Annotated in this window: 18 protein-coding genes; 9 read left to right on the top strand and 9 right to left on the bottom strand. The window is 67.9% G+C overall.

Annotated elements, in window-relative coordinates:
• Positions 1-7: 7 nt before the first annotated feature.
• The 8 genes from NMP03_RS14135 to NMP03_RS14100 all read right to left on the bottom strand — a co-directional run bounded on the left by NMP03_RS14135 (position 8) and on the right by NMP03_RS14100 (position 15,276).
• A complete protein-coding gene (locus NMP03_RS14135; protein WP_256506110.1) occupies positions 8-6,358 on the bottom strand; it encodes a non-ribosomal peptide synthetase in 6,351 nt (2,116 codons plus the stop codon).
• A 57-nt stretch (positions 6,359-6,415) separates the two neighbouring features.
• Positions 6,416-9,748 (bottom strand): amino acid adenylation domain-containing protein, encoded by a 3,333-nt coding sequence (locus tag NMP03_RS14130; RefSeq protein WP_256506109.1) that lies wholly within the window; start codon positions 9,746-9,748, stop codon positions 6,416-6,418.
• Positions 9,749-9,779: 31 nt separating this feature from the next.
• Positions 9,780-11,621: an alpha/beta fold hydrolase gene (locus NMP03_RS14125; RefSeq protein ID WP_256506108.1), complete on the bottom strand. Its 1,842-nt coding sequence runs from the start codon at positions 11,619-11,621 to the stop codon at positions 9,780-9,782.
• A 30-nt stretch (positions 11,622-11,651) separates the two neighbouring features.
• Entirely contained in the window at positions 11,652-12,146 is a 495-nt protein-coding gene (locus NMP03_RS14120) for a hypothetical protein (protein ID WP_256506107.1), read from the bottom strand.
• Positions 12,147-12,171: 25 nt separating this feature from the next.
• Entirely contained in the window at positions 12,172-12,390 is a 219-nt protein-coding gene (locus NMP03_RS14115) for an MbtH family protein (protein WP_256506106.1), read from the bottom strand.
• A 114-nt stretch (positions 12,391-12,504) separates the two neighbouring features.
• A complete protein-coding gene (locus NMP03_RS14110) occupies positions 12,505-13,218 on the bottom strand; it encodes a 4'-phosphopantetheinyl transferase family protein (protein WP_256506104.1) in 714 nt (237 codons plus the stop codon).
• Between the two features lie 113 nt (positions 13,219-13,331).
• Positions 13,332-14,459, bottom strand: a complete 1,128-nt coding sequence (gene dnaN / locus NMP03_RS14105; protein ID WP_256506102.1) for a DNA polymerase III subunit beta — start codon at positions 14,457-14,459, stop codon at positions 13,332-13,334.
• A gap of 160 nt (positions 14,460-14,619) precedes the next feature.
• Entirely contained in the window at positions 14,620-15,276 is a 657-nt protein-coding gene (locus NMP03_RS14100) for an outer membrane protein (protein ID WP_256506101.1), read from the bottom strand.
• A 140-nt stretch (positions 15,277-15,416) separates the two neighbouring features.
• On the opposite strand from NMP03_RS14100, the gene NMP03_RS14095 reads away from it, so the two are divergent.
• The 9 genes from NMP03_RS14095 (at position 15,417) to NMP03_RS14055 (ending at position 23,586) form a co-directional block, all read left to right on the top strand.
• The gene (locus tag NMP03_RS14095; protein ID WP_256506100.1) at positions 15,417-16,058 is read left to right on the top strand and encodes a histidine phosphatase family protein; all 642 of its coding nucleotides are present in this window, start codon (positions 15,417-15,419) and stop codon (positions 16,056-16,058) included.
• Entirely contained in the window at positions 16,055-16,531 is a 477-nt protein-coding gene (locus tag NMP03_RS14090) for a hypothetical protein (RefSeq protein WP_256506099.1), read from the top strand. The genes NMP03_RS14095 and NMP03_RS14090 overlap by 4 nt, the downstream gene beginning before the upstream one ends.
• 32 nt (positions 16,532-16,563) lie before the next feature.
• Complete coding sequence (rlmN, locus tag NMP03_RS14085; protein ID WP_256506098.1) at positions 16,564-17,772, top strand: 23S rRNA (adenine(2503)-C(2))-methyltransferase RlmN; 1,209 nt, start codon at positions 16,564-16,566, stop codon at positions 17,770-17,772.
• A gap of 325 nt (positions 17,773-18,097) precedes the next feature.
• Complete coding sequence (locus NMP03_RS14080; RefSeq protein ID WP_256506097.1) at positions 18,098-18,856, top strand: sulfite exporter TauE/SafE family protein; 759 nt, start codon at positions 18,098-18,100, stop codon at positions 18,854-18,856.
• A 15-nt stretch (positions 18,857-18,871) separates the two neighbouring features.
• Positions 18,872-19,639 carry a cytochrome b/b6 domain-containing protein gene (locus NMP03_RS14075; RefSeq protein ID WP_256506096.1) on the top strand — a complete coding sequence of 256 codons (768 nt, stop codon included), beginning with the start codon at positions 18,872-18,874 and terminating at the stop codon, positions 19,637-19,639.
• Positions 19,636-20,397: a molybdopterin-dependent oxidoreductase gene (locus tag NMP03_RS14070; protein ID WP_256506095.1), complete on the top strand. Its 762-nt coding sequence runs from the start codon at positions 19,636-19,638 to the stop codon at positions 20,395-20,397. The genes NMP03_RS14075 and NMP03_RS14070 overlap by 4 nt, the downstream gene beginning before the upstream one ends.
• 227 nt (positions 20,398-20,624) lie before the next feature.
• A complete protein-coding gene (locus tag NMP03_RS14065; RefSeq protein WP_256506094.1) occupies positions 20,625-21,749 on the top strand; it encodes an 8-amino-7-oxononanoate synthase in 1,125 nt (374 codons plus the stop codon).
• Positions 21,746-22,363 carry a dethiobiotin synthase gene (gene bioD, locus NMP03_RS14060; RefSeq protein ID WP_256506093.1) on the top strand — a complete coding sequence of 206 codons (618 nt, stop codon included), beginning with the start codon at positions 21,746-21,748 and terminating at the stop codon, positions 22,361-22,363. Before NMP03_RS14065 ends, bioD begins: the two co-directional genes overlap by 4 nt.
• On the top strand, positions 22,360-23,586 hold the full coding sequence (locus NMP03_RS14055) for an adenosylmethionine--8-amino-7-oxononanoate transaminase (RefSeq protein ID WP_256506092.1): 1,227 nt from the start codon (positions 22,360-22,362) through the stop codon (positions 23,584-23,586). Before bioD ends, NMP03_RS14055 begins: the two co-directional genes overlap by 4 nt.
• An 11-nt stretch (positions 23,587-23,597) precedes the next feature.
• On the opposite strand, the gene NMP03_RS14050 is transcribed toward NMP03_RS14055, so the two are convergent.
• The gene (locus NMP03_RS14050; protein WP_319937603.1) at positions 23,598-25,742 is read right to left on the bottom strand and encodes a M3 family metallopeptidase; all 2,145 of its coding nucleotides are present in this window, start codon (positions 25,740-25,742) and stop codon (positions 23,598-23,600) included.
• Positions 25,743-25,856: the final 114 nt, after the last annotated feature.

Below are 25,856 nucleotides of genomic sequence, written 5' to 3'. Positions count from 1 at the left end.
TTCGGCGCTAATCGGGCATTTCCTCGATCTCGGCGAGCAGATCGGCGAGCGCCTGATCCTCCTGTCCTTCAAAAGCCAACTCGACCAGCGACAGCCACAGCGCCTCGATCGTCGGCGTCTCGAACATCTGGCGCACTGGCAGCTCGACCCCGAATTCGTCGCGCACGCGTGAAATCACGCGCGTCGCGAGCAGCGAATGGCCGCCGAGATCGAAAAAACTGTCGCGGATGCCGACGCGGGGCAGCTGGAGGACCTCCTGCCATATCTGCGCCAAGAGCGTTTCGACCGGGGTGCGCGGATCGAGCGACCCTGCGGTGGCGCTTGGCTCGACGTCGGGCAGATCGCGGCGGCTGAGCTTGCCGGTGGGAGTTCGCGGCAATTTGCGGCTGATCACATAGGCCGCGGGGATCATATAGTCTGGCAGCGTGGTGGCCAGATGTGCGCGCAGCTGCTGCGGCGAAGGCGCGGCGCTGGCATCGGCCTGAACATGCGCCACCAGCCGCAGTTCGCCGCCTTCGGCGCGCGCCACCACGACCGCCTCCTGCACCGCAGGATAGGTGCGCAGTCCCGCCTCGACCTCGGCAAGCTCGACGCGAAAGCCGCGAATCTTCACCTGGTCGTCGGCGCGCCCGAGGAACTCGATCTCGCCGCCGGGGCGATAGCGCGCGCGATCGCCGGTCCGGTAGAAGCGGCCCGCTCCCGCGCCTTGTGGATCGGGAAGGAAGCGCTGGGCAGTCAGCACGGGCCGCGCCAGATAGCCGGTCGCGAGCACCCCGCCGCCGATGTACAGTTCCCCCGGTACGCCGATCGGGCAGGGCTGCCCGCGATCGTCGAGGATCTGGATCGTGGCGTTGGGAATCGGCCTGCCGATCGAGGGTCGCGCGGGCCAGTCGGCAGCGGGACCTTCGAGCTTGGCTTCGGTGACGACATGGCTCTCGGTCGGGCCATATTGATTGTAGAGCGCGGCACCGGCGCCCAGCCGCTCGAACAGCGCGGCGATCTGCGGGGTCACCTGCAGTTGTTCGCCCGCGGCGACGATTTCGGTGAGCGGGGGCAGCGTCGCCAGGTGGCGCGCCGAGTCGGCTAGCTGCTGGAGCGCGACATAAGGCAGGAACAGCCGCGCGACCCGGGCATCGGCCAGCAGCGCCCACATCAGCCGCGGATCGCGGCGCTGGGCTTCCTCGACCAGCACCAGCGTGCCGCCTGCCCCCAAGGTCGCGAATATCTCCTGGAACGAAACGTCGAAGCTCAGCGATGCGAATTGCAACGTGCGTGCGCCGGGATCGAGCGCCGAACGCGCGATCTGCCAATCTACCAACGCGGCAAGCGGTGCGTGCGCCATCGCCACACCCTTGGGCCGGCCGGTCGAGCCAGAGGTGTAGATGACATAGGCCAAGTCGCCGATACCCGCCGCGGTGGTGGGCGGATCGTCGCGAAGTGCGGGCGGATCGGCGGCATCGATTGCCACGACCGCGCCGTCGAGCCGTGCGAACCGTTCGTGCAATGCGTCTTGGGTAAGCACCACCGCCAGCCGGGCATCGGCGGCCATGAAGGCAATTCTGTCGGCAGGAAAATCGGGGTCGATCGGGACATAGCCGGCGCCAGCCTTGAGCACCGCGAGCACCGCGACGATCATGTCGAACGACCGCCCCATCGCGATCCCCACGCGCGCGCCGCGGCCGACACCGAGCGCGACCAGCCGATGCGCCCAGCCATTCGCGCGCGCATCGAGCTCGCGATAGGTGACGCTGCGGTCGCTCATCAGCATTGCTGGCGCGTCGCCCATCTTGCGCGCCACCTGCTCGAAGCGATGATGCGCGCAGACCGCCTGGCGCGGCGCGGCGGTGTCGTTCCAGTCGGCGAGGGCGGTGGTTTCCTCGGGGGTGAGTATCGGCAGCGAACCTATTGGTCGGTCGGGTGCCGACGCCGCCGCAGCGAGCAATGTTTCATAGTGCCGGGCAAAGCGCGTGATCGTCGCGGCGTCGAACAGGTCCGAATTATATTCGATTCCGGCGCGCAGATCGCTCAAGGTTTCGGAGACGAACATCGTCAGGTCGAACTTGGCCACCCCCGCCCCCAGCACCGGCGCGTCCTCCCCCTCGGGCAGCGCCCCCATTTCGCCGGGTCGCCCGGTATTCTGCAGCGCGAACATCACCTGGAACAGCGGGTGATAGGCGACGTTGCGCTCGGGCTGGAGCTCCTCGACCAGCTTCTCGAACGGAATGTCCTGATGCGCATAGGCGCCGAGCGTCGCCTCCTTCACGCGCGCGATCAGGTCGTTGAAGCTGAGGTCGGGGGTCAGGCGCACCCGCAGCACCAGCGTGTTGGCGAAGAAGCCGATCAGCCCTTCGAGCTCGGGGCGCGTGCGGCTGGCGATCGGCGAGCCGACGACGAGATCGTCGCGCGCGGTATAGCGATGCAGCAGCGCGTAAAACGCCGCGAGCAAGGTGGTGAACAACGTCACCTGCGCGGCTTCGGACACGCGCTTGGCGGCGCGCAGCGTCGCGCCGCTCATCGCGAAGGCGTAGAGCTCGCCGGCAAAGGTCTGCACCGGCGGGCGCGGCCGATCGGTGGGCAGCGCGAGCAGCGGCGGCGCACCACCGAGCGAGCGTTTCCAGTAATCGACCTGCGCCTGCAGCACCGCGCCGCGCAACCAGCGGCGCTGCCAGCTGGCGAAATCGGCATATTGGATCGTCAGCGCGGGCAATGACGCCACCCGCCCGCCGCGCCGCGCGTCGTAGAACTGGAGCAGTTCGCGCATCAGCACGTCGAGCGACCAGCCATCGGCGGCGATGTGGTGGATCGTCAGCAGCAACAGGCTTTCCGACCCCGAAATCTGCACCAAGCCGGCGCGGATGACGGGACCGTGCTGGAGGTCGAACGGGCGCTGGGCTTCGACCCGCGCCAGCCGGTTCGCCTCGCGGTTGCGCTCGGCGACCGGCAAGCCGCGCAAATCGTGGATCGGCATCTCGATCGGCATGGCGGGCGCGATCACCTGGACGGGTTCGCCGCCATCGGCGCCGAAGCTGGTGCGCAGCGTTTCGTGCCGGCTCACCAGATCGTCGATCGCGCCGCGAAGCGCGACCGGGTCGACCGCCTGGGCAAACCGCATCGGCAACGCGATGTTGTAAAAGGCGCTCCCCGGTTCGAACTGATCGAGGAACCACAAACGCTGCTGGGCGAACGACAGCGCCAGCGGCCGATCGCGTGGGACCGGCACCAGCGGCACCAGCTCGAGCTCCTGCTCGCTGCCGACCATCGGGGCGACGATCCGCGCCAGCTGTTCGATCGTCGGCGCTTCGAAGATCCGCTGCAACGGCAGGTCGATCCGGAACATGTCGCCGATCCGCGCCACCATCTGCGTCGCGATCAGCGAATGCCCCCCCAGCCGGAAGAAATTGTCGTGGACGCCGATCCGTTCGCGGCCGAGCACTTCGATCCACACCCCGGCGAGCGCGGTCTCGATCCGGTCGCGCGGCGCGACGAAGGGCGCGTCGACCAGCTTGCGCGCGTCGAGCGCGGCGGCAAGTTCATCGAGCGCGCGCCGATCGATCGCGCCCCGGCTATCGCGCGGGATCGGCTGATCGACCACGATCAGATCGGGCACCAGCCGCGCGGGAAGCTGCGCGGCCAGCAGCGCGCGAAGGTCTTCGGGTGTCGCACCGACCGCTGCCTCGACGATCGCGACCAGCCCCGCCCCCCGAAGCCCCTGGCGCGGCTGCGCGGTCAGCGCCGCGGCGGCTACCCCCGGCAGCCCCACCAGCGCGTCCTCGATCTCGCCGCGATCGACCGCGACGCCGCTGTGGACGATCGCATCCTGCCAGGGGCAATGCGCGACGAAGACCCCGCCCGCCAGCCGCGCGACGACCCCGGTCGATTGGTCTTCCACGAACAGCTCGCCGGGGACCCCTGCGGGGACCGAATCATGGTCGGCATCGAGCAGCTCGGCGGCGATGCCCGCGACGGGGCGGCCGAGCGGGATCGACGCCGCGGCATCGGCGATCGCGCGCAGCGGCTGCACCAGGCGCAACCGCGGCGACACCATGTAGATGCGATCGAGGATTTCGGCGGGAAGCGCTTCGCGAAGCTCCCCCCAATCGAGCCGCCGCTCGTCGCTCAGCACCAACCTGAGGCTGCGCAACGCGCGCGGAAATTCCCGCGCCAGCCGCTCGATATCGGCAAGGTCGGCGGTCATTACCGACACTTGCTGGTCGCGCAGTAACGTGGCGAAGCGGCGCGATCCCGGCGTCGATTCGGGCGGCGCGAACACGATTGCGGCTCCTGCCGCCAGCGCGCCGAACAGCACCATCGCCGCGCGATCGCCGTCGATCCGCGGCGGGCAGGCGATCCGGTCGCCCGCGGTGAAGCCGATTGCGGGGTCGGTCGCGATCCGCACCAGCAGCCGATGGCTGCGCGCTTCGGGACCGTCGCTGCCTTCGCAAGGCCGCGGTATCGCCAACGCCGGATCGTTGGCGTCGAACGTACCTGCGGGCGCCGCATCGCTCTCGGTCGCGGCCCGCGCCGCCAGATCGCCCCAGCCGAGCACGCGAACCCCCGCTTGCGCCCATGCCTCGCCCGCGCCTTCGCCGACCACCACCAAGGCCGGCATCACCGTATCGACGATCCGCGCGATCCGCGGGGCGGCGAGGCAATCGGCGGGGTCGAGCGGTGTGCAGCGCATCCCCGCCTTGAGCACCCCCGCCAGCGCCACGAGCGTGTCGGCGCAAGGCGGCATCGCCACCGCGATCGTGCTGCCGCGGACGATCCCCAGCGCGCCGATCGCGTGCGCGATCTGGTTCGATCGCGCATCGAGATCGCGATAGCTGAGCGCGCCGCCGGCGCCGATCGCCGCGATCGCCTCGGGCGCCGCCGCTGCGTGCGCGGCGATCCGCGCGCCCAAATGGATCGGCAGCGGGTCCGCCACCGGCGCGGGCGAATCGACCTGCGGCGCAGGCTCGTCGGGCAGCCAGATCGACAGCCGCGACAATCGCTCGCGCGGGCGCATGCCGATGTCGCGCAGCAGCGCGATATAGCGCGCGATCATCGCCTCGGCCGTCGCCTCGTCGAACAGGTCGCAATTATATTCGAGGAAGCCCTGCGCCCCCGCGCCGGTATCGAGCACCGACAGGGTCAGGTCGAACTTCGCGGTGCCGTTGCCCATCGCCCCCGCCTGCAGGTTCGACGCCTGGATCGGCACCGCGTTGCGGTCGATGATCCCGAAATTCTGCACCGCGAACAGGATCTGGAACAGCGGGTTGCGGCTGAGATCGCGATCGGGCTGCAGCTCCTCGACCAGCCGTTCGAACGGCATGTCCTGGTTGCCATAGGCACCGAGCGCGGTGTCGCGCTCGCGCGCCAGCAGCTCGACGAAGCTCGGGTCGCCCGAAAGATCGGTGCGCAGCAGCAACGTGTTGACGAAAAAGCCGATCAACCCCTCGAGCTCGGATTGGGTTCGGTTCGCGATCGGGGTGCCGATCGCGATGTCGGTTTCGCCGCTCAGCCGGAACAGCAAGGTCTTGAAGGCCGCGAGCAGGGTCATGAACAACGTCGCGCCATTGGCCTGCGCCAACGCCTTGATCCGTTCGCAGGTCTGCCGATCGATCGTGAAGCCGCGCACCGATCCGCGGCTGGTCTGGATCGGCGGGCGCGGGCGATCGGTGGGCAGGTTGAGCAGCGGCCGCAGCCCGGTGAGCCGATCGCGCCAATAGCCGAGCTGGCGCTGCATCACCTGGCCGGTGAACCATTCGGCCTGCCATTCGGTGAAATCGGCATATTGGACGGGCAGATCGGCGAGCGGCGAGGGCTGGCCGCGCAGGAACGCCATGTACAGTTCGGTCAGCTCGCGCGTGAGTACCGCCATCGACCAGCCATCGGAGACGATGTGGTGCATCACCAGCATCAGCAAATGGTCGCCCGGCCCGATCCGCGCGAGCGATGCGCGCAGCAAGGGCCCGGTGCCCAGATCGAACGCATGCCGGCCTTCGCGAAAGACGAAATCGCCGACGTCGGCGGGGGTGGCGAGGCCGGTCGACGAGCGCAGGTCGACGCGATCGAGCGCGATCGATCGTGCGGGGGCGATGACCTGCATCGGCTGGCCGTCGATCACGCGGAAGACGGTGCGCAGTGCCTCGTGCCGCAACAATATCTCGTCGAGCGCGCGCGACAGCATCTCGACATTGACCGCGCCGCGCAGCGGGATCGTCGCTGGGATATTATAGGCGGGGTTGCCGGGCTGGAGCCGGTCGAGAATCCACAGCCGCGCTTGCGCGAACGACAGCGGATGCGCGCGCTCGCCATCGCTGGGCGCCGCGATGGCATCGTCGCGATCGATGATGCTCGTCGGATCGGATAACAGCATTGCCGACACCCCTGATTGCGCGACCCCGCCGCGGTGGTTCCAAGCCTAATCGCCAGCCTAATCGGTCGCCATCGCGGGCACCGCGCGGCGGCGGACGCGCGCGATCACCGGCGGCACCGCGGCAGCATCGCCGTCGCGGGCACGCTCGACGAGGCGCGCCAGATCGCCGACGACGGGATATTCGAACAGCTCGCGCAGCGGCAGCGCGATGCCGAAGCGTTCGTTGAGCCGCATCACCGCGCGCGTCGCGAGCAGCGAATGACCGCCGAGTTCGAAGAAATTGGCGTCGCGGCCAAGCCGCGGCACTTCGAGCACCTCGGCGAACAGCGCCGCGATTTCGCGTTCGATCGGGCTGCCTTCGGCATCGGCGACCGGTTCGGTGGCGGCATCGTCCCCGATCCGCGCGATCGCCTTGCGGTCGATCTTGCCGCTGCCGGTGCGCGGCAGCGCCGCGAGCACCAGCAGCCTGGCGGGGAGCATGAATTCGGGCAGCTGCGCGCGCAGGTGATCGAGCAGCGCGTCGCGCGCGAGTGCGGCGCCGTCGCGGGGCGAACAGGCGAGCAATATCCGCGGCTCGCCGCGCGGCGACCGCTCGATCACCGCCGCCGCCATCGCCACCGCGGGATGCGCGCCCGCCACGCTTTCGATCTCGCCGAGTTCGATCCGGTAGCCGCGAAGCTTGATCTGGTGATCGACGCGGCCGACGAAGCGAATGCTGCCATCGGGGCGCAAATTCGCGCGATCGCCGGTGCGGTAGAGCCGCGCGCCGGGGGCGTCGGCGAAGGGATCGGGGACGAAGCGCTCGGCGGTGAGCGCGGGACGACCGAGATAACCGAGCGCCACCCCCGCGCCGCCGATATGGAGTTCGCCGGGGAACCCCGGCGGCAGCGGTTGCAGCCATCGGTCGAGCACCTGCGCCCGCACGCGCGACACCGCACGGCCGATCGGCGGCGGCCCCGCCCCCTCGCGGCATTCGTGATAGGTCGCCCAGATCGTCGTCTCGGTCGGACCATAGGCGTTGATCACGCGGCGTCCGGACGCCGCCCAAGCCGACGCCAGCTCGGGAGCGAGCGCCTCGCCGCCGCACACCAACGTGGTGAGCGCGGGGAGCGGCGTCACCGGCGTCACCGCCAGCCCCGACGGCGGCAGCGTGATCGCGTTGATCGCAAGCGTGCGCAGCGTGTCGGCAAGCGGCGGTCCGGGCAGCAGATCGTCGGCATCGGCGATGCAGAGCGTGCCGCCACAGCCCCACGCCATCAGCACGTCGAAGATCGAGATGTCGAAGCTCAACGATCCGAACTGGAGCACGCGGGTCGCTTGGGGCAGCGCGAACGCCTCGACCAGCGTCTGCAGCGCGTTGGCGGCACCCTCGTGCGTCACCAGCACCCCCTTGGGTCGCCCCGTCGATCCCGAGGTGTAGATGACATAGGCAAGCGCGCTTCCCGGCACCGACACCGGCGCCGCGGGGACGTGGTCGGGGTATGGGTCGGGGTATGGGTCGGGGTCGGCGCCGGGCGGGGCGTCGCGGTCGAGCCGCCAGACCGGCCCGGCATAGGCCCCCGCGAGCACCTCCTCGGCAACCCCGTGGGTCAGCACCAGCGCGGCGCCCGCATCGGCCAGCATGAAGCCCAGCCGATCGGCGGGGAGCGCAGGATCGAGCGGCAGGAAGGCAGCGCCGGCGTTCCAGATCGCGAGCATCGCTATCGGCAGCGCGGCGGCGCGGCGCATGCAAAGACCGACGATCGCCCCGGGCCCGATCCCCGCGGCGCCAAGCGCGCGGGCGAGACGGTTCGCCTCGCGGTCGCTGTCGGCATAGCTGAGCGTGCGGTCCTGCGCCTCGATCGCGATGGCGTCGGGGGTCTTGGCGCTTTGCAGCGCGAACAGGTCGTGCACCGTCGCGGCTGCGGGCGCCGCGCCCGGCGTGGCGGCGGCTTCGATCAATTGCGCACGCTGCTGCCCGCGCGCCAGCGGCAGCCGCGAGACCGGCAGGTCGGGGAAGTCGGTCACCGCCTCGATCAGCGTGCCAAAGGTATCCGCCAGCGCGGTGATCGTCTCGGCGTCGAACAGCGCCGAGGCGAACTCGAAGGCACAGGTCAGCCCGCCTGCGGTTTCGGTGGCGCTGACGGTCAGGTCGAACTTCGACGTCGCCGCGCCCAATTGGGTGTTTTCGTCATGCCGCGGGCGTTCGGCCTCAGTATTCTGCATCCCGAACATCACCTGGAACAGCGGGTTGTGATCGAGGCTGCGGCTGGGGTTGAGCTTTTCGACGAGCTGCTCGAAGGGCAGGTCCTGGTGCGCATAGGCGCCGAGCGTCACGTCGCGCACGCGGCCGAGCACGCCGGCGAAATCGGGGTCACCGGCCAGGTCGGTCCGCAGCACCATCGTGTTGACGAAGAAGCCGATCAGCGATTCGAGCTCGACCCGCCCGCGGTTGGCGATCGGCGACCCGACGACGATGTCGGTCTGCCCCGAAAGCCGATGCAGCAGGATTTTGAAGACCGCGAGCAGCGCCATGAACAGCGTTGCGTCGTGGCGCTGCGCCAGCCGCGACAGTGCGTCGATCGCGGGCTTGGGATAGGGGCGGACGAACATGCCACCCTCGAAGGTCTGGACGCGCGGGCGGACGCGATCGGTGGGGAGTTCGAGCAGGGTGGGCATGCCGGCGAGGGCGCGGGTCCAATACTCGGTCAGGCGATCGAGCGTCTCGCCCTGCAGATGATCGCGCTGCCAGAGCGCGAAATCGGCATATTGCAGCGGCAGCGGCGGCAGCGGTGATGGCCTGCCCTCGCTGCGCGCGGCATAGATCGCCGAAAGCTCGCGCGCGAACACCCCGAGCGACCAGCCGTCAGCGACGATGTGATGCATCGTCACCGTCAGCAGGTGATCGGCGGGCCCGAGCCGCAACAGCTGCGCGCGGATCAGCGGGCCGTCGCGCAGATCGAACGGCAGCAGCGCCGAGGCGAGCGAGCGGCGCCCCGCCTCGGCCTCGCGCTGCGCGGGCGGCAGCGACGCAAGGTCGCCTTGATCGAGACTGATTTCGATCGCGCGAACGATTTCCTGGCACGGCTCGCCCTCGACCAGGACGAAGCGGGTGCGGAGGATTTCGTGGCGCGCGGCGATGTCATTGATCGCCGCCTGCAACCGCCGCGCGTCGACCGGCGCGTTGAAGCGGAGCACCAGGGGCAGATTATAGTGCCCGCCACCGGGTTCGAGCTGTTCGAGGAACCACAGCCGCTGCTGCGCGAACGACAGCGGCGGATGCTCGCCGTGGTTGCGCAGCGGAATCCGCGGCGAGGGCGTTTCGGGCCGGTCGGCGCGCAACCGCTTTTCGAGCATCGCGCGCTTCGCCGGCGACAGCGCCGCGAGACGGGAACGTATATCGCCCGACATCTACCTTCTTCGCCCTCCAATAGATATCGATCTAGGACAGACCTATACTTTGCCCAGATCGAATAAACCAGTTGATTAGCTTCGCGATATGGTCGGCGCGATCGTATAACAGATAATGCGTCGCGCCGGGTACTTGCACGATCTGCGAGTGCGCGAACAAGGCACCGGCGAATAGCGAGGATTCGACCGAAGCAACTCGGTCGAACTCGGCGGCGACCAGCAGCACCGGGGCGTCGATGTCCTTGGCCGCGTGCCGGACGTCGAGGCGCCAGAATTCCGCCAGCTGCGCGGCATATCGCAGCATCGACTCCTCGTCGCGGAAGGGCCGCAACACCGGATCGCGCAGATCGGCGTTCATCATCGCGAGCACCGTAGCGGCTGCATCCTCGATCGGTTGCTCGGCATCGCCCCAGGCATTGGCGGTCAGCGAGGCCAGCATCGACGATGCCATCGCCGGACGCCGCGCGAGCACGTCGCACAGCGATCCGAAGTTGCGTTCATAGGCGGTATCGAGCGCCGCGGGGGTCGACCCACCCTTGAGCGTCGTATTGAGCAGCACCATCGCCCCCGTTCGCGATGCAAAGCGCCGCGCGAATTCGATCGCGATCTTCGGCCCGGTGCACCAGGCGACCAGATGCGCGCGATCGACCTGCTCGGCATCGAGGATCGCCGCGAGGTCGGCGACGTGATCGGCGGTGGTCATGACCGGATCGGTCGCGTCCAACCCGCGCAGATCCCAGCCCAACACGCGAAAATCGGCCGCCAGCCGCCGACCCAGCCGCGACCAGGCTTCGCTTCCCTGGCCCAAGGCGTTGACGAATACCAACGCCGGCCCTGAGTCGCCGACCCGATCATAGGCAATGCGCTGCGCATCGCGTTCGGCATGACGGCGTTCGAGGGGGGTCGCGCTGGTCCGCCAATCGGCGCGTTGCTGGCGCGATCGGGCGACCGCGATGTGTTGCGTGAGGTCAGACGGTCCGAAACGCATGTCCGCGGCGTCGATCCCGGCAAGCGCCCATGCCCGCTCGGCTTCGGCGCGATCGGGGGCGACCAGCTGTGCGCCGAACTGCATGAGACGCAGATCGAACAGCGTGTCGAGCGACGTCGCCTCGGCGCCCCCGGCCGCGGGGGAACCGAGCAAGCTCAGATCATAGGCATCGCCGACCAGGTCGAGAAAATCCTCGCCCGCCATCGTGTCGGCGGCGGCGATGGTGAAGCTTCCACCGTCCGCCTTGTCGGCGATCGAGGCGATCATCGTCGCCGCGCGCTCAACCGGAAGGATGGCGACGGGTGCCGAACGATCGATCGCGCAGCGCAGCGCGTGATAGTCGAAGAAATCGCCGGTGCGCTCCTCGATCTCGGTCTTCAGATCGAACAGCACCGCGAGGAAATGCAGCACGCCTTCCTGCGCGCTGTCGCCCGCGATGTCGTCGGCGGGGGCGGCGCCGATGGTCAGCGAGGTACGGAAGCGCCGCACGCAGCCGATTCCCGCCGCGCCGGGATCGCCAGCGTCCGCGCACGCTTGTGGCGCCAACAGCCAGCGCCAGCGCCCCCCGCCGCAGTACGGCGTCTCGACGATATTGAGCGCGGCGACGTCGGCATCGCGCAACGCCTCGAGCCAGTCGCGCTCGATCGGCTCGCCCGGTGCGATGAAATGCCAAATCTCGGCACCCGCGAGCGGCCCGGCCTCTTCGGGCTCCACCGCCGAGCCACCGCTGTCGGTCGCGACGCCAGCGACCAGCGAAGCAAAGCGCAGCGCATCCGCCGCTGAGAGGCGATACGCGACCGCCCGCCCGCGCGCCTGCTGCGACAACACCAAATGCGCTGCGAGCAGCCCCGGCGCGCCGGTAATTACCGAAACCGCCGCGGACATGCCCGCATCGCCCTCCTTCGCGCTCCGGTCTTATTCGTCGGCCGTGCTGGCTTCGGACTTCGTCGTCGCGGCCTCGAAGGGGTTGTTGTAGGTCGCCGTCTGGCCGCAGCTGAGGCTCAGCGCCATCTGCGACACGCCAAACAGGCTTTGGCTCAACTGGGTGATATCGGTGAACGTCAGCTCGTCGATGTCGACCGACCCGAACATCGCCTTGATCGAGCGCTTGTAGCGGCGATAGGCCTCCGCATAGTCGTTAGCCGAGCTGGTATCGGCGGTCGCCGATTCGAGCGCGCGCTGGTAATTTTCGTTGGCGGCGCGGAAGCCGTCGGGTTCCTGCTTCAGGAAAGCGGTCTCGACCGACCGCTCATATTCGGTCTGGATCGTCTGATAGCGCGCTTGTGCCTTGGCGCAGATATCGGCGACATCCTGGAAATAGCCCTCATGCGCGCTTTGCAGCTGTTTATAATGCGGATCGCCATCGTCGAAGACGGCGGCGTCGGCAGATGCGGTAGAAGCCTTTGCCATGAATTTTCCTCCCGAGCTTTGGATTTCACTGGGTATGCGAATTCATATGCTCGCGCAGGCTGCGCGGTCGCATATCGGTCCAGACGGTTTCGATATATTCGAGGCATTCGCCCTTGAGCCCCGTTTTGCCGACGGCTTCCCAACCAGCAGGCAATTCCCGGCCGACCGACCAAATGGAATATTGGTCTTCCTGGTTTTTTACTACCTCATATTGCGAGGTGTCTTCTTCGTCATCGCTCGACATGATGTATTCGACTCCAAGGATGCAGGATATCGAACGCTGTGAACTGCGATTTAGTAAGCCATATCTATCGGCGATCGTCCAGCCGATTTCACCGCGGTTGCGGCGTAATTCGCGTCAAGCGGTCGCGCACAGCGCGAGCGGGTCGTCGAGCCGATGCAACCGCAGCGAACGCGCTTCGCCGCGATGCACCAGCGCAGCGGCATATCGCCGACCCACCGCGATGTCGTGGAGCGACCAATTGTCTTCGGTGGGGGGCAGCCGAACGAAGCGCGGCGCGGTCGCATCGAGCGACACGCTGAAGCTGTCGAGCGGCGCCGAAAGCCCCAGGCCGGTGGCCTTCACGAACGCCTCCTTGCGCGTCCAACAGCGGAAAAATGCGGTCTCACGCTGGGCATCGGCGGTCGCCGCCAGCGCATCGGCCTCGTCGGCGGCGAAGAACCTTCGCGCGATCGCCAGCCAATCGGGCGCGGCGCGGACGGCTTCGATATCGACCCCGACATCGCAGTCGCGCGCGAACCCGAGCAGCGCGAATTCGCCCGAATGCGAAACATTGAATCGCAACGGGCCGCGAACCACGGGCTTTCCCCGCTCCTGGCTGGTGATCTCCACCGCTGCGGGAGCTTCGCCCAGATAGCGCGCGAGCAACTGGCGCAGCACCCCCCGCGTGACGACATAGCTATCGTGCGATGGTCGGTGGCGGAAACGGCCCGCGGCGGCAAGCTCGGCGGGCGAGAGCATCGCCAGCAGGGCGGGCGGCGGCGCCGCGGGGGGCAGCCGCACCAGCCAAACGTCGACGACGTCGTCAGTCAGGGTCCAGCAGCGGGCCATGCCATGCTTGTCGCAGCATCGCCCGCCGCCCTCAATCCCGCCGCCCTCAATCCGGCCGCCCTCAATTCCGCCGCCCCAATCGCGACCGCCGCTTCGTGCAGCGGCGCGAAATCTCAGACGCGCATCGGCATCAGCACGTACAGCGCCTGCGACTGGTCGTTCTCGCGGATCAGTGTCGGGGCTGCGGCGTCGGCCAGATGGACCTCGACCATGTCGCCTTCGATCTGGTTGAGGATGTCCATCAGATAGCGGCTGTTGAAGCCGATCTCGAACGGCATCGATGCGTAATCGCCGGGCACTTCCTCGGCGGCGGTGCCGTTTTCGGGGCTGGTGACCGACAAGGTGATCTTGTCGCGATCGACCGCCATCTTCACCGCGCGGGTCTTTTCGGTGGCGATCGTCGACACGCGATCGACCCCCTGCATGAAGCTGCGCGGATCGAGCTTGAGCAACTTGTCGTTGGCGACCGGGATCACCCGCGAATAATCGGGGAAGGTGCCGTCGATCAGCTTCGAGGTCAGGATCGCCTGCCCCAGATCGAAGCGGATCTTCGACGGGCTGAGCGACACGCCGACCGACCCATCGACCTCGTCGAGCAACTTGCGCAGCTCGGCGACGCATTTGCGCGGGACGATCACGTCGGGCATCGCCTCGGCGCCGTCGGGCCGCGGCACGGTGACACGCGCCAGCCGGTGGCCGTCGGTCGCCGCTGCCTTGAGCACCGGCTGCGCGCCACCGGGACCGCCCTCATCGGCGACGTGCAGGAAGATGCCGTTGAGATAATAGCGCGTCTCTTCGGTCGAGATCGCGAAGCGCGTCTTGTCGATGATCGCCTTGAGCGTATTGGCGGGCAGCTCGAACACCGTCGGCAGCTCGCCCTCGGCGATCACGGGGAAATCGTCGCGCGGCAGCGTCGCCAGCGTAAAGCGCGCGCGCCCCGCGACGATCGTCATCCGCCCTTCGGCCGCGGTGACCTCGACCTGCGATCCCTCGGGCAATTTCCGCGCGATGTCGAACAACGTGTGCGCCGACACCGTGGTCGCGCCCGGCTGGTCGACCGCGGCGGCGATCGTCTCGTCGATCTGCAGGTCGAGGTCGGTCGCCATCAGCCGCAGCGTGCCGCCGGCCTGCGCATCGAGCAGGACGTTCGACAGGATCGGAATGGTGTTGCGCCGCTCGACCACCGACTGGACGTGGCTGAGCCCCTTCAACAAGGTTGCGCGTTCGATCGTCGCCTTCATCGTATCCAACCCCCGGGAGCAACGTCCCAAAACCGATTAATCCCTCGCGCCCGACCGCCGCGCGACAATTGGTCGGCTGTATCTCTAACGCGAAAAAGGGCCGGAGCAAGCTGCCCCGGCCCCCTGCCGTCCCGATTATGGGTCGATGGTTAAGCAGGCGTTAAAAACGCATGCCCACGCCGGCGACTACCTGGTGACGATCGGTGTCGATGTCGAAGTCGCTGGTGGTCGCGCCATTCGCATATTCGAAGTTCGCGTTCGAATAGTTCGAATAGCGATATTCGACCTTGGCAAAGGCGTTGGTGCCGATCGCGCGCTCGACGCCTGCACCGACGCGGAAGCCGTCGAGTTCGAAATTCTCGTCGAACTCGGTGGTGCCGTCGCTGCCCAGCAGGTTCAGCCGGGCATTGGTGTAGCCGCCCTTGGCATAGATCAGCGTCTCGGGGGTCGCGAGCACACCGGCGCGAAGGCCGAGATAGATGTCGCGGCCGGTGCTGACTTCACCGAAGCCGAAGGTGTTCGGGTTGACGCGAGCGGTTTCAACCTTGCCGGTCGAATCGGTCAGCTCGACCTCGGCGCCGACGAGCGCGCCGCCGAGCGCGATGTCGTAGCCGGCTTCGACGCCGTACAGGAAGCCGTCGACGGTCTGATCGATGCCTTCGACATCGGCGTCGTTGCTGCTGCCCGGCTGGATGCCGTCATAGCCGCCGAGAACCGCGATGCGCGGACCGGTGAACACCGGGTTCACCTCCTGCGCGAAGGCGGGTGCTGCGAGCGCGGTCGATGCGACCAGCGCGGCTGCGATTGCGTAACGCATACAAATCTCCAATTACTGAACACACCCGTTCAATCGTCGGGCGGGATGCTCAAATAGGTGGCGCGCCCCGAAGTTGCATGAACCCAAAATAAACAAGGTTTTCCGTTGCTTTTGCGCCACAGGGGGTTGAAACGGCAGCGATGTCGACCATCCCGCGCGCCGGCCGCGACTTCATTGCCCGCCATGGCGAGACCGTGTTCAACGCCGCGCGGCGGCTGCAGGGCGATCATCCGCATACCCCGCTGACGCGCGCAGGCTTCGGCCAGGCCGAGGAGATGGGCCGCGCCTTGCTCGCCGAACTCGGGTCGTCGCCCCGGCTGACGTTGTGGGCGTCGCCCACCGGGCGCGCGCTGCAGACACTGGCGGTGATCGCCGAGATTCTGGGGCTCGACTGGCACGGCGCGCACATCGATGCGCGGCTGATCGAGATCGGCATGGGCAGCTGGGGCGGGCTTTATTATGCCGATTTGATCGCGCGGGTGGGGCCGGTGTTCGATTCGAGCAACGGCGCGCTGGCCTGCGCCCCCGATGGCGAGAGCTATGCCGACATCGCCGATCGATCGGCGGGGTGGCTCACCGATACCGCAGGCGATTCGGGCGACCGGCTGGTGATCACCCACGGCATTTCGAGCCGGGTGCTGCGCGGGCTGATGACCGGGCTGCCGCCGACGCCGTCGCTCGACGCGCCGTTCGCCGAGGGGCTGCCGCAAGGGTCGGTGGTGGCGGTCGAGCGCGGTGCCGAACGGGTCGTCCATCTGGGCACCGGGCGCTCGCCGGCATGATGCTCGCGCTCGCGCTTGCCCTGGCGCTTTCGCAAGGCGGCGCGCGCGAGCCGATCGGCGTTTTCGAATCCTGGGGGGCGTTTCGCGATGTCGAGCCCGCGCGCTGCTACGCGATCGCTGCCCCGGTCCAGCGCCGGCGTCGCGGCGCCTTCGCCTCGATCGCAACCTGGCCGGGCAAGCAGGTCCACAACCAGCTCCACATCCGCCTCAGCCGCCAGCGCACCCCGCGCGCGCGCGTGACGCTGGCGATCGGCGAGCGGCGGTTTCAGCTCAAGGCGGGCGACCGCGACGCCTGGTCCCCCGACGCGCGCACCGACCGGGCGATCGTCGGCGCGATCCGCGCCGGGCGCAGCATGAGCGTCGAAAGCATCGCCGCGAACGGCGCCCCCTTCGCCGACGTCTATGCGCTGGCGGGCGCCGCCACCGCGATCGACGCGGCGGGGGTGGGGTGCGCGCGGCGTCCGGCCCCCTAGCGAACACCGCCGTTTTCGGCTATGTCGCCGCCATGCTGACAGTCTCGACGCCGCCCATGCCCATCCCCGGGCACATCGATCCCGTGCCCGTCCCGCGTGCGCTGCCGATGCGCAGCGACGGGCGTATCGACCTGCTGGGGCTGTCGAAGGCCGATCTGCGGATGGCGCTCGAGACCTCGCAGCTCGAACCCAAGCAGGCGAAATTGCGCGCCAAGCAGTTATGGCACTGGATCTACAATCGCGGCGTCACCGATTTCGCGCTGATGACCGACATTTCAAAGACGATGCAGCCTTGGCTGGCGCAGCGCTTCGTCATCAGCCGCCCGCAAGTGGTCGAGGCGCAGGTGTCGACCGACGGCACCCGCAAATGGCTGCTGCGCACGGACGACGCGCAAGACTATGAAATGGTGTTCATCCCCGACGCCGATCGCGGCACCCTATGCGTATCGAGCCAGGTCGGCTGCACGTTGAATTGCACCTTCTGTCACACAGGCACCATGCGCCTAGTCCGCAACCTGACGCCGGCAGAGATCGTCGGCCAGGTCATGCTGGCGCGCGACAATCTTGGCGAATGGCCGAGCCAGCCCGACGGGCGGATGCTCACCAACATCGTGATGATGGGCATGGGCGAGCCGCTGTATAATTTCGACAGCGTCCGCGATGCGCTGGGAATCGTGATGGACGGCGACGGCATCGCGCTGTCGAAGCGGCGGATCACGCTCTCGACCTCGGGCGTGGTGCCGATGATGGCGCGCGCGGGGGCCGAGATCGGCGTGAACCTTGCCGTATCGCTCCACGCGGTGACCAAGGAAGTGCGCGACGAGATCGTGCCGCTCAACCGCAAATACGGCATCGAGGAACTGCTCCAAGCCTGTGCCGACTATCCGGGTGCGAACAATGCCCGCCGAATCACCTTTGAGTACGTGATGCTCAAGGACAAGAACGACAGCGACGCCGACGCGCACGAGCTGGTGCGGGTGCTCAAACACTATCGTCTGCCCGCCAAGGTGAATCTGATCCCGTTCAACCCCTGGCCCGGCGCGAATTACGAATGCTCGACGCCCGAGCGAATCCGCAGCTTCAGCGAGATCGTCTTCGGGGCGGGCATCTCGGCCCCGGTGCGGACGCCGCGCGGTCGCGACATCGACGCTGCGTGCGGGCAGCTCAAGACCGCATCGGAGAAGAAGAGTCGAGCCGAACTGGACCGGATCGCCGAGGACAAGATGGCGGCGCTGGGGTAACGGGTTTTCGGTTGGTTCGGGGCTGTTTACGGAAAGCTGCACTGCTTTGCAGCTCGCTCACAAGCGATCCGGATACCAGCAATCGTCCCGTTCCCCTCCCCTCCGTCGGTCGCTGCGCGACCGCCACCTCCCCTTGGCGGGGGAGGATTGTCCGAATCTTCTCTCCCCCGCCAGGGGGAGGTGGCAGCCGCAGGGCTGACGGAGGGGGCGGATGCGGGGTAGCCGCTTTGGACGCAGAACCCTTGCCTCAGACCAACCGGAACAGGCTCCACCCCTTCCTTCTCCCCCTCGACACGCCCACCCCGATCGGCTCTAGCCGCGATCCATGCTCGACCTTCCCATCCTGGCGCTGGCCGCCGCTGCCGGGCTTGTCGGCGGGGCGATGAACGCGCTGGCGGGCGGGGGCACTTTTGCCACCATGCCCGCGCTGATCGCGATCGGCCTGCCTAGCCCGATCGCCAACGCGACCTCGAACGTCGCGCTGCAGCCCGGCGCGTTCATGAGTGCGTACACCTATCGCGAGGGGCTGCGCCCGGTCGCGGGGATGTCGGTGCGGACGCTTGCCGGAATCACCTTTGTCGGGGGGTTGGTGGGCAGCCTGTTGCTGGTGGTTACCCCCACCACGACCTTCGACATCATCATCCCCTGGCTGCTGCTGATGGCGACGATCGCGATCGCGTTCGGCAAGCGCGCCGCCGAGGTGCTGCAGCGCCATGCCGCGCCGGGGCCGCGGGCGCTGTTCGTCGCGCAGGCGCTGCTGGGGGTTTATGGTGGCTATTTCGGCGGCGGGGTGGGGATGATGCTGACCGCGGTATGGGGGTTGCTCGCGGGGGAACCGCCGCACCGGCTGATGGCACCGCGCACGCTGATGCTGGCGGTCGCCAACACCGCCGCGATGATCGTGTTCATCGGTTTCGGGATGGTGCGATGGGACGCCTGCCTGCCGATGCTGGCCGGCGCGGTGCTGGGCGGATGGCTGGGCGCGCGCGCGGGCAAAAAGCTGCCACCCACCGCGATCCGTATCTGGACGCTGCTGGTGACGATCGTCACCACGATCGTGTTCTTCGTTCGCGCCTATGGATAGGGTAGACTGACCTCGATGGCCCCGCGCGACTCGAACGACCCCGCCGACATCGCCGCACCGGGAACCCGGCGCGCGATCTACAAGCATCGGCTGGCGACCCGGCTGTGGCACTGGACCAACGCCGCAGCGGTGATCGTGCTGCTGGGATCGGGGCTGATGATCCTCAACGCGCACCCGCAGCTTTATTGGGGGCAATATGGCGCGAACATGGACCAGCCCTGGTTCCGCGTCGGCTGGATTTTCGAGGGCGGGCGAATTCCCGGCTGGCTGACGATCCCGTCGACCTATAATCTGGCGCTCGCGCGGCGATGGCATCTGACGGTGGCGCTGGTCTTCGGCTTCGCATTGCTGGCGTTCATGCTGGTGAGCCTGCTCAACCGGCATTTCCAGCGCGACCTGCGCTTTCGCCGCGCCGAACTTGCCGCCAAGCACCTGGCGCATGACGTGCGCGAGCATCTGGCGCTGCGGTTCCACGATGCCGCCGATCCGGGCGGACGCAACGTGCTTCAGAAACTGAGCTATGTCGGGGTGATCTTCGTCGCGCTCCCGCTGGCGATCTTTACCGGGCTGACGATGTCACCGGGGATCAACGCCGCCGCGCCGTGGATGCTCGACCTGTTCGGCGGGCGGCAATCGGCGCGGTCGATCCACTTCATCGCATCGATGGGGATCGCATTGTTCATCATCGTCCACCTGACGCTGGTGATCCTGGCCGGGCCGCTGAACGAGGTGCGATCGATGATCACCGGCTGGTGGCACACCCCGCAGGAGCCGCAGCGATGATCCTCACCCGCCGCGCCTTGTTCACCGGCGTCGCCGCCTCGGGCGCGACGCTGCTTGCGGGCTGCGACCGGCTGGGCGAGAGCGAGGCGTTCCGGTCGATCCTTTTCAAGGGCGCCGATTGGAACGAATGGACTCAGCGCGCGCTGACCGAGCGCAACGCCCTGGCACGCGAGTTCCGCCCCGACCAGATGTCGCCGGTGTTCCGCACCAACGGCACGCGGAACCCCGATACGCCAAGCTACAATGCGCAGGCAGCGACGGGCTTCGCCGATTGGCGGGTGCGGATCGATGGGCTGGTGGCGCGGCCGCAGGCGCTGTCGATCGCGCAGCTATCCTCGATGCCGCAGCGCGCGCAGATCACCCGCCATGATTGCGTCGAGGGGTGGAGCGCGATCGGCAAATGGCAGGGGCCGCAGCTTTCGACGGTGCTCAACGCGGCGGGCTTGAGCGACCGCGCGCGCTTCCTGGTGTTCCACTGCGCCGATGCCTATTCGGGCGGTACCCGGCCCTATTATGAATCGATCGACTTGGTCGACGCCTTCCACCCGCAGACGATCCTGGCGCTCGGGCTGAACGACGAGCGGCTGGGCATCGGCCATGGCGCGCCGGTGCGGCTGCGCGTCGAGCGGCATCTGGGATACAAGCACGCCAAATATGTCGAGCGGATCGAGGCGGTGGCCAGCCTTGCCGATATCCATGGCGGCAAGGGCGGGCTGTGGGAGGATATTGCCGGCTATGAATGGTATGCGGGGATTTGAGCGAACCTCCGTTCGTCCAGAGTAGGGACTGAGCGAAGGCGAAGGCCCGTATCGAAGGACATTGCCCCAAGCTGACGAATGCTTCGATACGCCGCCCTTCGACTGCCTGCCAAGGCAGGCGCTCAGGACAGGCTTCGACAAGCTCAGCGGCTACTCAGCACGAACGGACTGTGGGGACGGCTCGCCTATCTAGGCCAACCGCGCCTGCCCCGCTAAAGCACCCGACAATGTCGCTCCTCTCCGTCCACCGCGCAGACCTTGCCGCCCTCGCCAGCGCCGATCGCCTCCGATCGCTTGCCGCGCGCACCGGCGTCGATTTTGCCTCGAACGATTATATCGGTCTCGCCGGCAGCGAACGCTTGCACGCTGCCGCCAGTGACGCACTGGCGCGCAGCGTCCCGATCGGCTCGGGCGGGTCGCGGCTGCTGCGCGGCAACCATCCCGAACACGAAGCGCTCGAAGCCGAAGCCGCCGCGTTCTTCGGCGCCGAGGCCGCCTTGTTCCTGGCGAACGGCTTCGTCGCCAACATGGCGCTGTTCGCGACCCTGCCCCAGCGCGGCGATCTGGTGGTGTATGACGCATTGCTCCACGCCAGCGCGCATGACGGGATGCGGCTCGGCCGCGCCGAGCGTGTCGCCGCCGCGCATAACGACGTTGCCGCCTTCGAGGACGCGATCGCCGCGTGGCGCACCGCCGGCGGCAGCGGGCGCGTGTGGATCGCGGTCGAGAGCCTGTACAGCATGGATGGCGACCAGGCGCCGCTTGCCGAACTGGCTGCGCTCGCCGAACGCCACGACGCTTTCCTACTGATCGACGAGGCGCACGCCACGGGGGTGTTCGGGCCGGACGGGCGCGGACTGGCCGAGGCGTTCGAAGGCCGGCCCAACGTCGTAACGTTGCACAGCTGCGGTAAGGCGCTGGGGGCCGAGGGCGCGTTGCTGTGCCTACCCGCGGTGCTGCGCGACATGCTGGTCAATCGCGCGCGCGGCTTCGTGTTTTCGACCGCACCCTCGCCGCTGATCGCGGCGGTGGTGCGCGACGCGTTGCGCGCGCTGGCGGAGGAACCGTGGCGGCGCGATGACCTGCGCGCGCTGATCGCGGCGGGCGGAGCCGCGCTCGCGCCGCTGGGGGCCATCGCCACCGGCTCGCCGATCCTGCCGCTGATCCTGGGCGACGACGCCCGCACGATGCACATCGCGCGCTCGGTGCAGGCGCAAGGCTTCGACGTTCGCGGCATCCGTCCACCAACGGTGCCCGAGGGTACCGCGCGGCTGCGTATATCGCTCACGCTCAACGCAACCCCCGCCGATGTCGAAGCGCTCGCCGCCGCGCTCAAGGAAGCCCTTACATGACCGTCCAGCGTTTCGTCGTCACCGGCACCGATACCGATATCGGCAAGACCGTCTTTGCCGCTGCACTGACGCAGGCGATCGGCGCGGACTATTGGAAGCCGATCCAGGCGGGCACCGATGGCGGCACCGATGCCGGGCGCGTGGCGGCATTGGGCGTTGCTGTCGACCGCATCCTGCCGTCTGCCTACACCCTTGCCACCCCCTGCTCGCCGCACCGCGCCGCCGCGATCGACGGGGTGTCAATCGCGCTCGACCGGCTCGATCCCCCCGCCATTCCCGGGCCGCTGGTGATAGAGGGGGCAGGCGGGGTGCTGGTGCCGTTCGACGACACCCGCACCTTTGCCGATCTGTTCGCGCGCTGGTGCCTGCCGACGATTTTGGTCGCGCGGACCGCGCTCGGCACGATCAACCACAGCCTGTTGTCGATCGAGGCGCTGCGCGGGCGCGGGGTGCCGATCCACGGCATCGCCTTCATCGGCGAGGCGCAGGAGGACAGCGAGGCGACGATCGCGCGGATGGGGCGGGTGCGGCGATTGGGGCGGCTGCCGCTGCTCGATCCGCTGACGCCCGAGGCGTTGCGCGCGGGGTTCGCGGCGGCGTTTGACTTCGCATGACCTCCCCCGTCTGGCACCCCTTTACCCAGCACGGCCTCGACGAGCCGATCCCGGTGGTCGCATCGGCCAAGGGCACGATCCTGACCACCAAGGACGGCCGCCGGATCATCGACGCGATCTCGTCCTGGTGGGTAACGACGCACGGCCACGCGCATCCCCGGATCACCGCCGCGATCGCCGAACAGGCCACGCAGCTCGACCAGATCATCTTCGCCGGCTGGACGCACGAGCCCGCCGAACAGCTTGCGCGCGAGCTGGTGGCAATGATGGGACTGCCGCACGTCTTCTATTCGGATTCGGGTTCGACCGCGGTCGAGGTCGCGGTGAAGATGGCGCTTGGGTTCTGGGCCAATCAGGGTCAGCCGCGCCACCGGATCCTGGTGCTCGATCACGGTTATCACGGCGACACGATCGGCGCGATGTCGGTCGGCGCGCGCGGGGTGTTCAACCAGCAATATCAGCCCTTGCTGTTCGACGTCGGCACCCTGCCCTGCCCGTCCGGCGACGGCCAGCCGACGCTCGACGCGCTCGATCACGCCTGCCGCCACGATGCGCCGGCGGCGTTGCTGGTCGAGCCATTGGTGCTGGGTGCCGGCGGGATGCACTTCTACGCCCCCGCGATCCTCGCCGAGATGCGGCGGATCTGCGACCGCCACGGCGTACCGATGATCGCCGATGAAGTGATGACCGGCTGGGGCCGCACCGGCACGCTGTTGGCGTGCGAACAGGCTGGGATCGTGCCCGACCTGCTGTGCCTGTCGAAAGGGATCACCGGCGGATCGCTGCCGCTAGCGGTGACGATGGCCTCGAGCGCGATGTTCGAGGCGCATCGATCGCCCGATCGCGCGCGGATGTTCTTTCATTCGTCGAGCTACACCGCCAACCCGATCGCCTGCGCCGCCGCCGTGGCGAACCTGGCCGTGTGGCGCGACGAGCCGGTGCGCGATCGGATCGCCGACCTTGCGCGCCGACAGGGCGAGCGCCTGGCCCGCATCGCCGATCGCGTCCATAACCCGCGCCAATTGGGCACGATCACCGCGTTCGAGGTCGGCGCGGGCGAAGGTTATATGTCCGATCTCGCCCCGCGCCTGCTCGCGCATTTCCGCGACCGCGACGTGCTGCTGCGGCCATTGGGCGACACGGTATATGTCATGCCGCCCTATTGCATCACCGATGCCGAACTCGACCGGGTATATGCGGTGATAGAGGAAGTGCTGGGGTAACCCCGACCCGTTCAGTTCGTGGTCGGGAACCCGCGCACCTTGAGCAGCGCGTTCACATCGGGATCGCGCCCGCGGAACGCGCGATAGGCTTCGGCGCGGTCGGTTTCGTTGCCCGTCGACAGCAGCACCTCGGCGAAGCGATCGGCGGTCGCCTTGTCCCAGGGACTCCCGGCTTCCTCGAACGCCGCCCACGTGTCGGCGTCCATCGTCTCCGACCAGAGATAGCTGTAATAGCCCGCCGAATAGGCATCGGACGAGAACAGGTGATTGAACTGCGGCAGGCGGTGCCGCATCACGATCTCCTTGGGCATGCCGATCTCGGCCAGCGCCGCCTTTTCGAACGCATCGGCATCGACCACGCCATCGGCGACGGTGTGCAGCTTCATGTCGACGATCGCCGACGACAGATATTCGACGGTGGCAAAGCCCTGGTTGAAGGTCTGCGCCGCGATCACCTTGTCGAGGAGCGCCTGCGGCATCGGTGCCTTGGTCTGGTAATGCCGGGCATATTTGTCGAGCACGTCGCGCGTCAGCAGCCAATGCTCGTTCACCTGGCTCGGATATTCGACGAAGTCGCGCGGCGTGCCGGTGAGGCCGGGATAGTTCACGTCCTGCAGCATCGAATGGATCGCATGGCCGAATTCGTGGAACAGCGTTTCGGCATCGTCGAGGCTGATCAGCACCGGCTGGCCCGGCGCCGCCGAGGCGAAGTTGTTGTTGTTCGACGACAGCACGTTCTGTGCCGGCGCAAGGTTGCGCTGCGAGCGATAGGTGGTCGCCCACGCGCCCGACCGCTTGCCGGTGCGCGCGAAATCGTCGCGGTAGAACAGGCCGACTTCCTTGCCGTTCTTGTCGGTGACGTGGAACACGCGGACGTTCTTTTCGAACACCGGCACCTGGCCGGTAATCTCCTTGAAGTTGAGCCCGTACAGCCGGTTGGCGGCGTAGTAAGACGCATCGATGATGTTATCGAGCGCGAAATAGGGCTTGAGCTCGGTCTGATCGAGGTCGTAGCGCGCCTTGCGGACCTTCTCCTGGTAGAAGCGATAGTCCCACGGCTCGATCGTGATCGGCGTGCCTTCCTTCGCCGCGATCGCCTGCATGTCCGCGACCTCCTGTTTCACCCGCGCGGTCGCGGCCGGCCAGACGCGCATCATCAGATCGGTCGCCGCCTGCGGCGTCTTGGCCATCGTGTCCTGCATCCGCCAATGCGCGTGCGTCGGGAAGCCGAGCAGCTTGGCGCGTTCGGCGCGCAGCTTCACGATCCGGGCGATCGTCGCGTTGGTATCGGTCGCGCCGCCATTGTCGCCGCGGTTGACGAAGGTGCGCCACACTTTCTCACGCAGCGCGCGATCGGTGCCAAAGGTGAGCACCGGATCGACCGCCGAGCGGGTGTTGACGATCGCGAAGCCCGGCTGGCCGCGCTCTTGCGCGGCGGCCTTGGCGGTCGCCTTGACGCTGTCGGGCAGCCCGGCGAGCATCGCTTCGTCGGTCACCGTGATCGCGGTGCCTTCGTCGGCGAGCAGCTTTTCGGAGAAGGTCGAAAATTCGGTCGCGAGCGCCTGGTTGATCCGCGACATCTCGGCCTTTTGCGCGGCGTTCAGCTTGGCGCCCTGGCGGACGTAGCTGTCATAGGTGCGCGTCACGAGCCGCTGCTGCTGTGCGTCGAGCCCGCTGGCGGTGCGCGCGTCGTAGATCGCCTGGATGCGCGCGAATAATTTGGGATCGAAGGTGATCTCGTCGCCCGCCGCCGACAGCTTGGGGCTCCATTCGCGATCGAGCGCCTGATAGGCGGGCGAATTCATGTTCGACGTCATCACCCCGAACACCGCCAGCACCCGGCCCAGCCTTTTGCCGGCATTCTGCATCGGCACGAAGGTGTTGGCGAAGGTTGGCGCGGCGCGATTGTCGGCGATGCGGCGATATTCGGCGCGGCGCTCGGCAATCGCGACTTCCATTGCCTGCGGGAACAGCGCCGGGGTCACCTTGTCCCAGGGCGGCACCCCGCCATAGGGGCCGGTCCAGTCGGCGAGCAACGGATTGGCGGCGACGGCCGCAGCGGGTGCCGGCGCGGCAGGCGCCGGCGAGGCGGTTTGGGCGGCCAGGGTCATCGGCACGAGCGACAGGGCGGTTGCAGCAAGCAGGGTGATGCGCAAATCGGGTTCTCCAAGCGATACATGCAGGGAACATAGCGATCCCGCCCGTAACGGGAACCCCCGCGCGGCTTTAGGGCACGCCATTCGCATTCCCGCCCAACGCCGGTCTTGCCG

This window comes from Sphingomonas qomolangmaensis (assembly GCF_024496245.1).
In the GTDB taxonomy this organism is placed as follows: domain Bacteria; phylum Pseudomonadota; class Alphaproteobacteria; order Sphingomonadales; family Sphingomonadaceae; genus Sphingomonas; species Sphingomonas qomolangmaensis.
The sequence above is the reverse complement of the archived record's forward strand: the minus strand, read 5'-3'. Positions and strand labels throughout refer to the sequence as shown.

Excerpts from the sequence above, each read along its gene's own strand:
- NMP03_RS14135 (WP_256506110.1), bottom strand. The coding sequence starts at position 6,358 with ATGCTGTTATCCGATCCGACGAGCATCATCGATCGCGACGATGCCATC.
- NMP03_RS14130 (WP_256506109.1), bottom strand. The coding sequence starts at position 9,748 with ATGTCGGGCGATATACGTTCCCGTCTCGCGGCGCTGTCGCCGGCGAAG.
- NMP03_RS14125 (WP_256506108.1), bottom strand. The coding sequence starts at position 11,621 with ATGTCCGCGGCGGTTTCGGTAATTACCGGCGCGCCGGGGCTGCTCGCA.
- NMP03_RS14120 (WP_256506107.1), bottom strand. The coding sequence starts at position 12,146 with ATGGCAAAGGCTTCTACCGCATCTGCCGACGCCGCCGTCTTCGACGAT.
- NMP03_RS14115 (WP_256506106.1), bottom strand. The coding sequence starts at position 12,390 with ATGTCGAGCGATGACGAAGAAGACACCTCGCAATATGAGGTAGTAAAA.
- NMP03_RS14110 (WP_256506104.1), bottom strand. The coding sequence starts at position 13,218 with ATGGCCCGCTGCTGGACCCTGACTGACGACGTCGTCGACGTTTGGCTG.
- dnaN (WP_256506102.1), bottom strand. The coding sequence starts at position 14,459 with ATGAAGGCGACGATCGAACGCGCAACCTTGTTGAAGGGGCTCAGCCAC.
- NMP03_RS14100 (WP_256506101.1), bottom strand. The coding sequence starts at position 15,276 with ATGCGTTACGCAATCGCAGCCGCGCTGGTCGCATCGACCGCGCTCGCA.
- NMP03_RS14095 (WP_256506100.1), top strand. The coding sequence starts at position 15,417 with ATGTCGACCATCCCGCGCGCCGGCCGCGACTTCATTGCCCGCCATGGC.
- NMP03_RS14090 (WP_256506099.1), top strand. The coding sequence starts at position 16,055 with ATGATGCTCGCGCTCGCGCTTGCCCTGGCGCTTTCGCAAGGCGGCGCG.
- rlmN (WP_256506098.1), top strand. The coding sequence starts at position 16,564 with ATGCTGACAGTCTCGACGCCGCCCATGCCCATCCCCGGGCACATCGAT.
- NMP03_RS14080 (WP_256506097.1), top strand. The coding sequence starts at position 18,098 with ATGCTCGACCTTCCCATCCTGGCGCTGGCCGCCGCTGCCGGGCTTGTC.
- NMP03_RS14075 (WP_256506096.1), top strand. The coding sequence starts at position 18,872 with ATGGCCCCGCGCGACTCGAACGACCCCGCCGACATCGCCGCACCGGGA.
- NMP03_RS14070 (WP_256506095.1), top strand. The coding sequence starts at position 19,636 with ATGATCCTCACCCGCCGCGCCTTGTTCACCGGCGTCGCCGCCTCGGGC.
- NMP03_RS14065 (WP_256506094.1), top strand. The coding sequence starts at position 20,625 with ATGTCGCTCCTCTCCGTCCACCGCGCAGACCTTGCCGCCCTCGCCAGC.
- bioD (WP_256506093.1), top strand. The coding sequence starts at position 21,746 with ATGACCGTCCAGCGTTTCGTCGTCACCGGCACCGATACCGATATCGGC.
- NMP03_RS14055 (WP_256506092.1), top strand. The coding sequence starts at position 22,360 with ATGACCTCCCCCGTCTGGCACCCCTTTACCCAGCACGGCCTCGACGAG.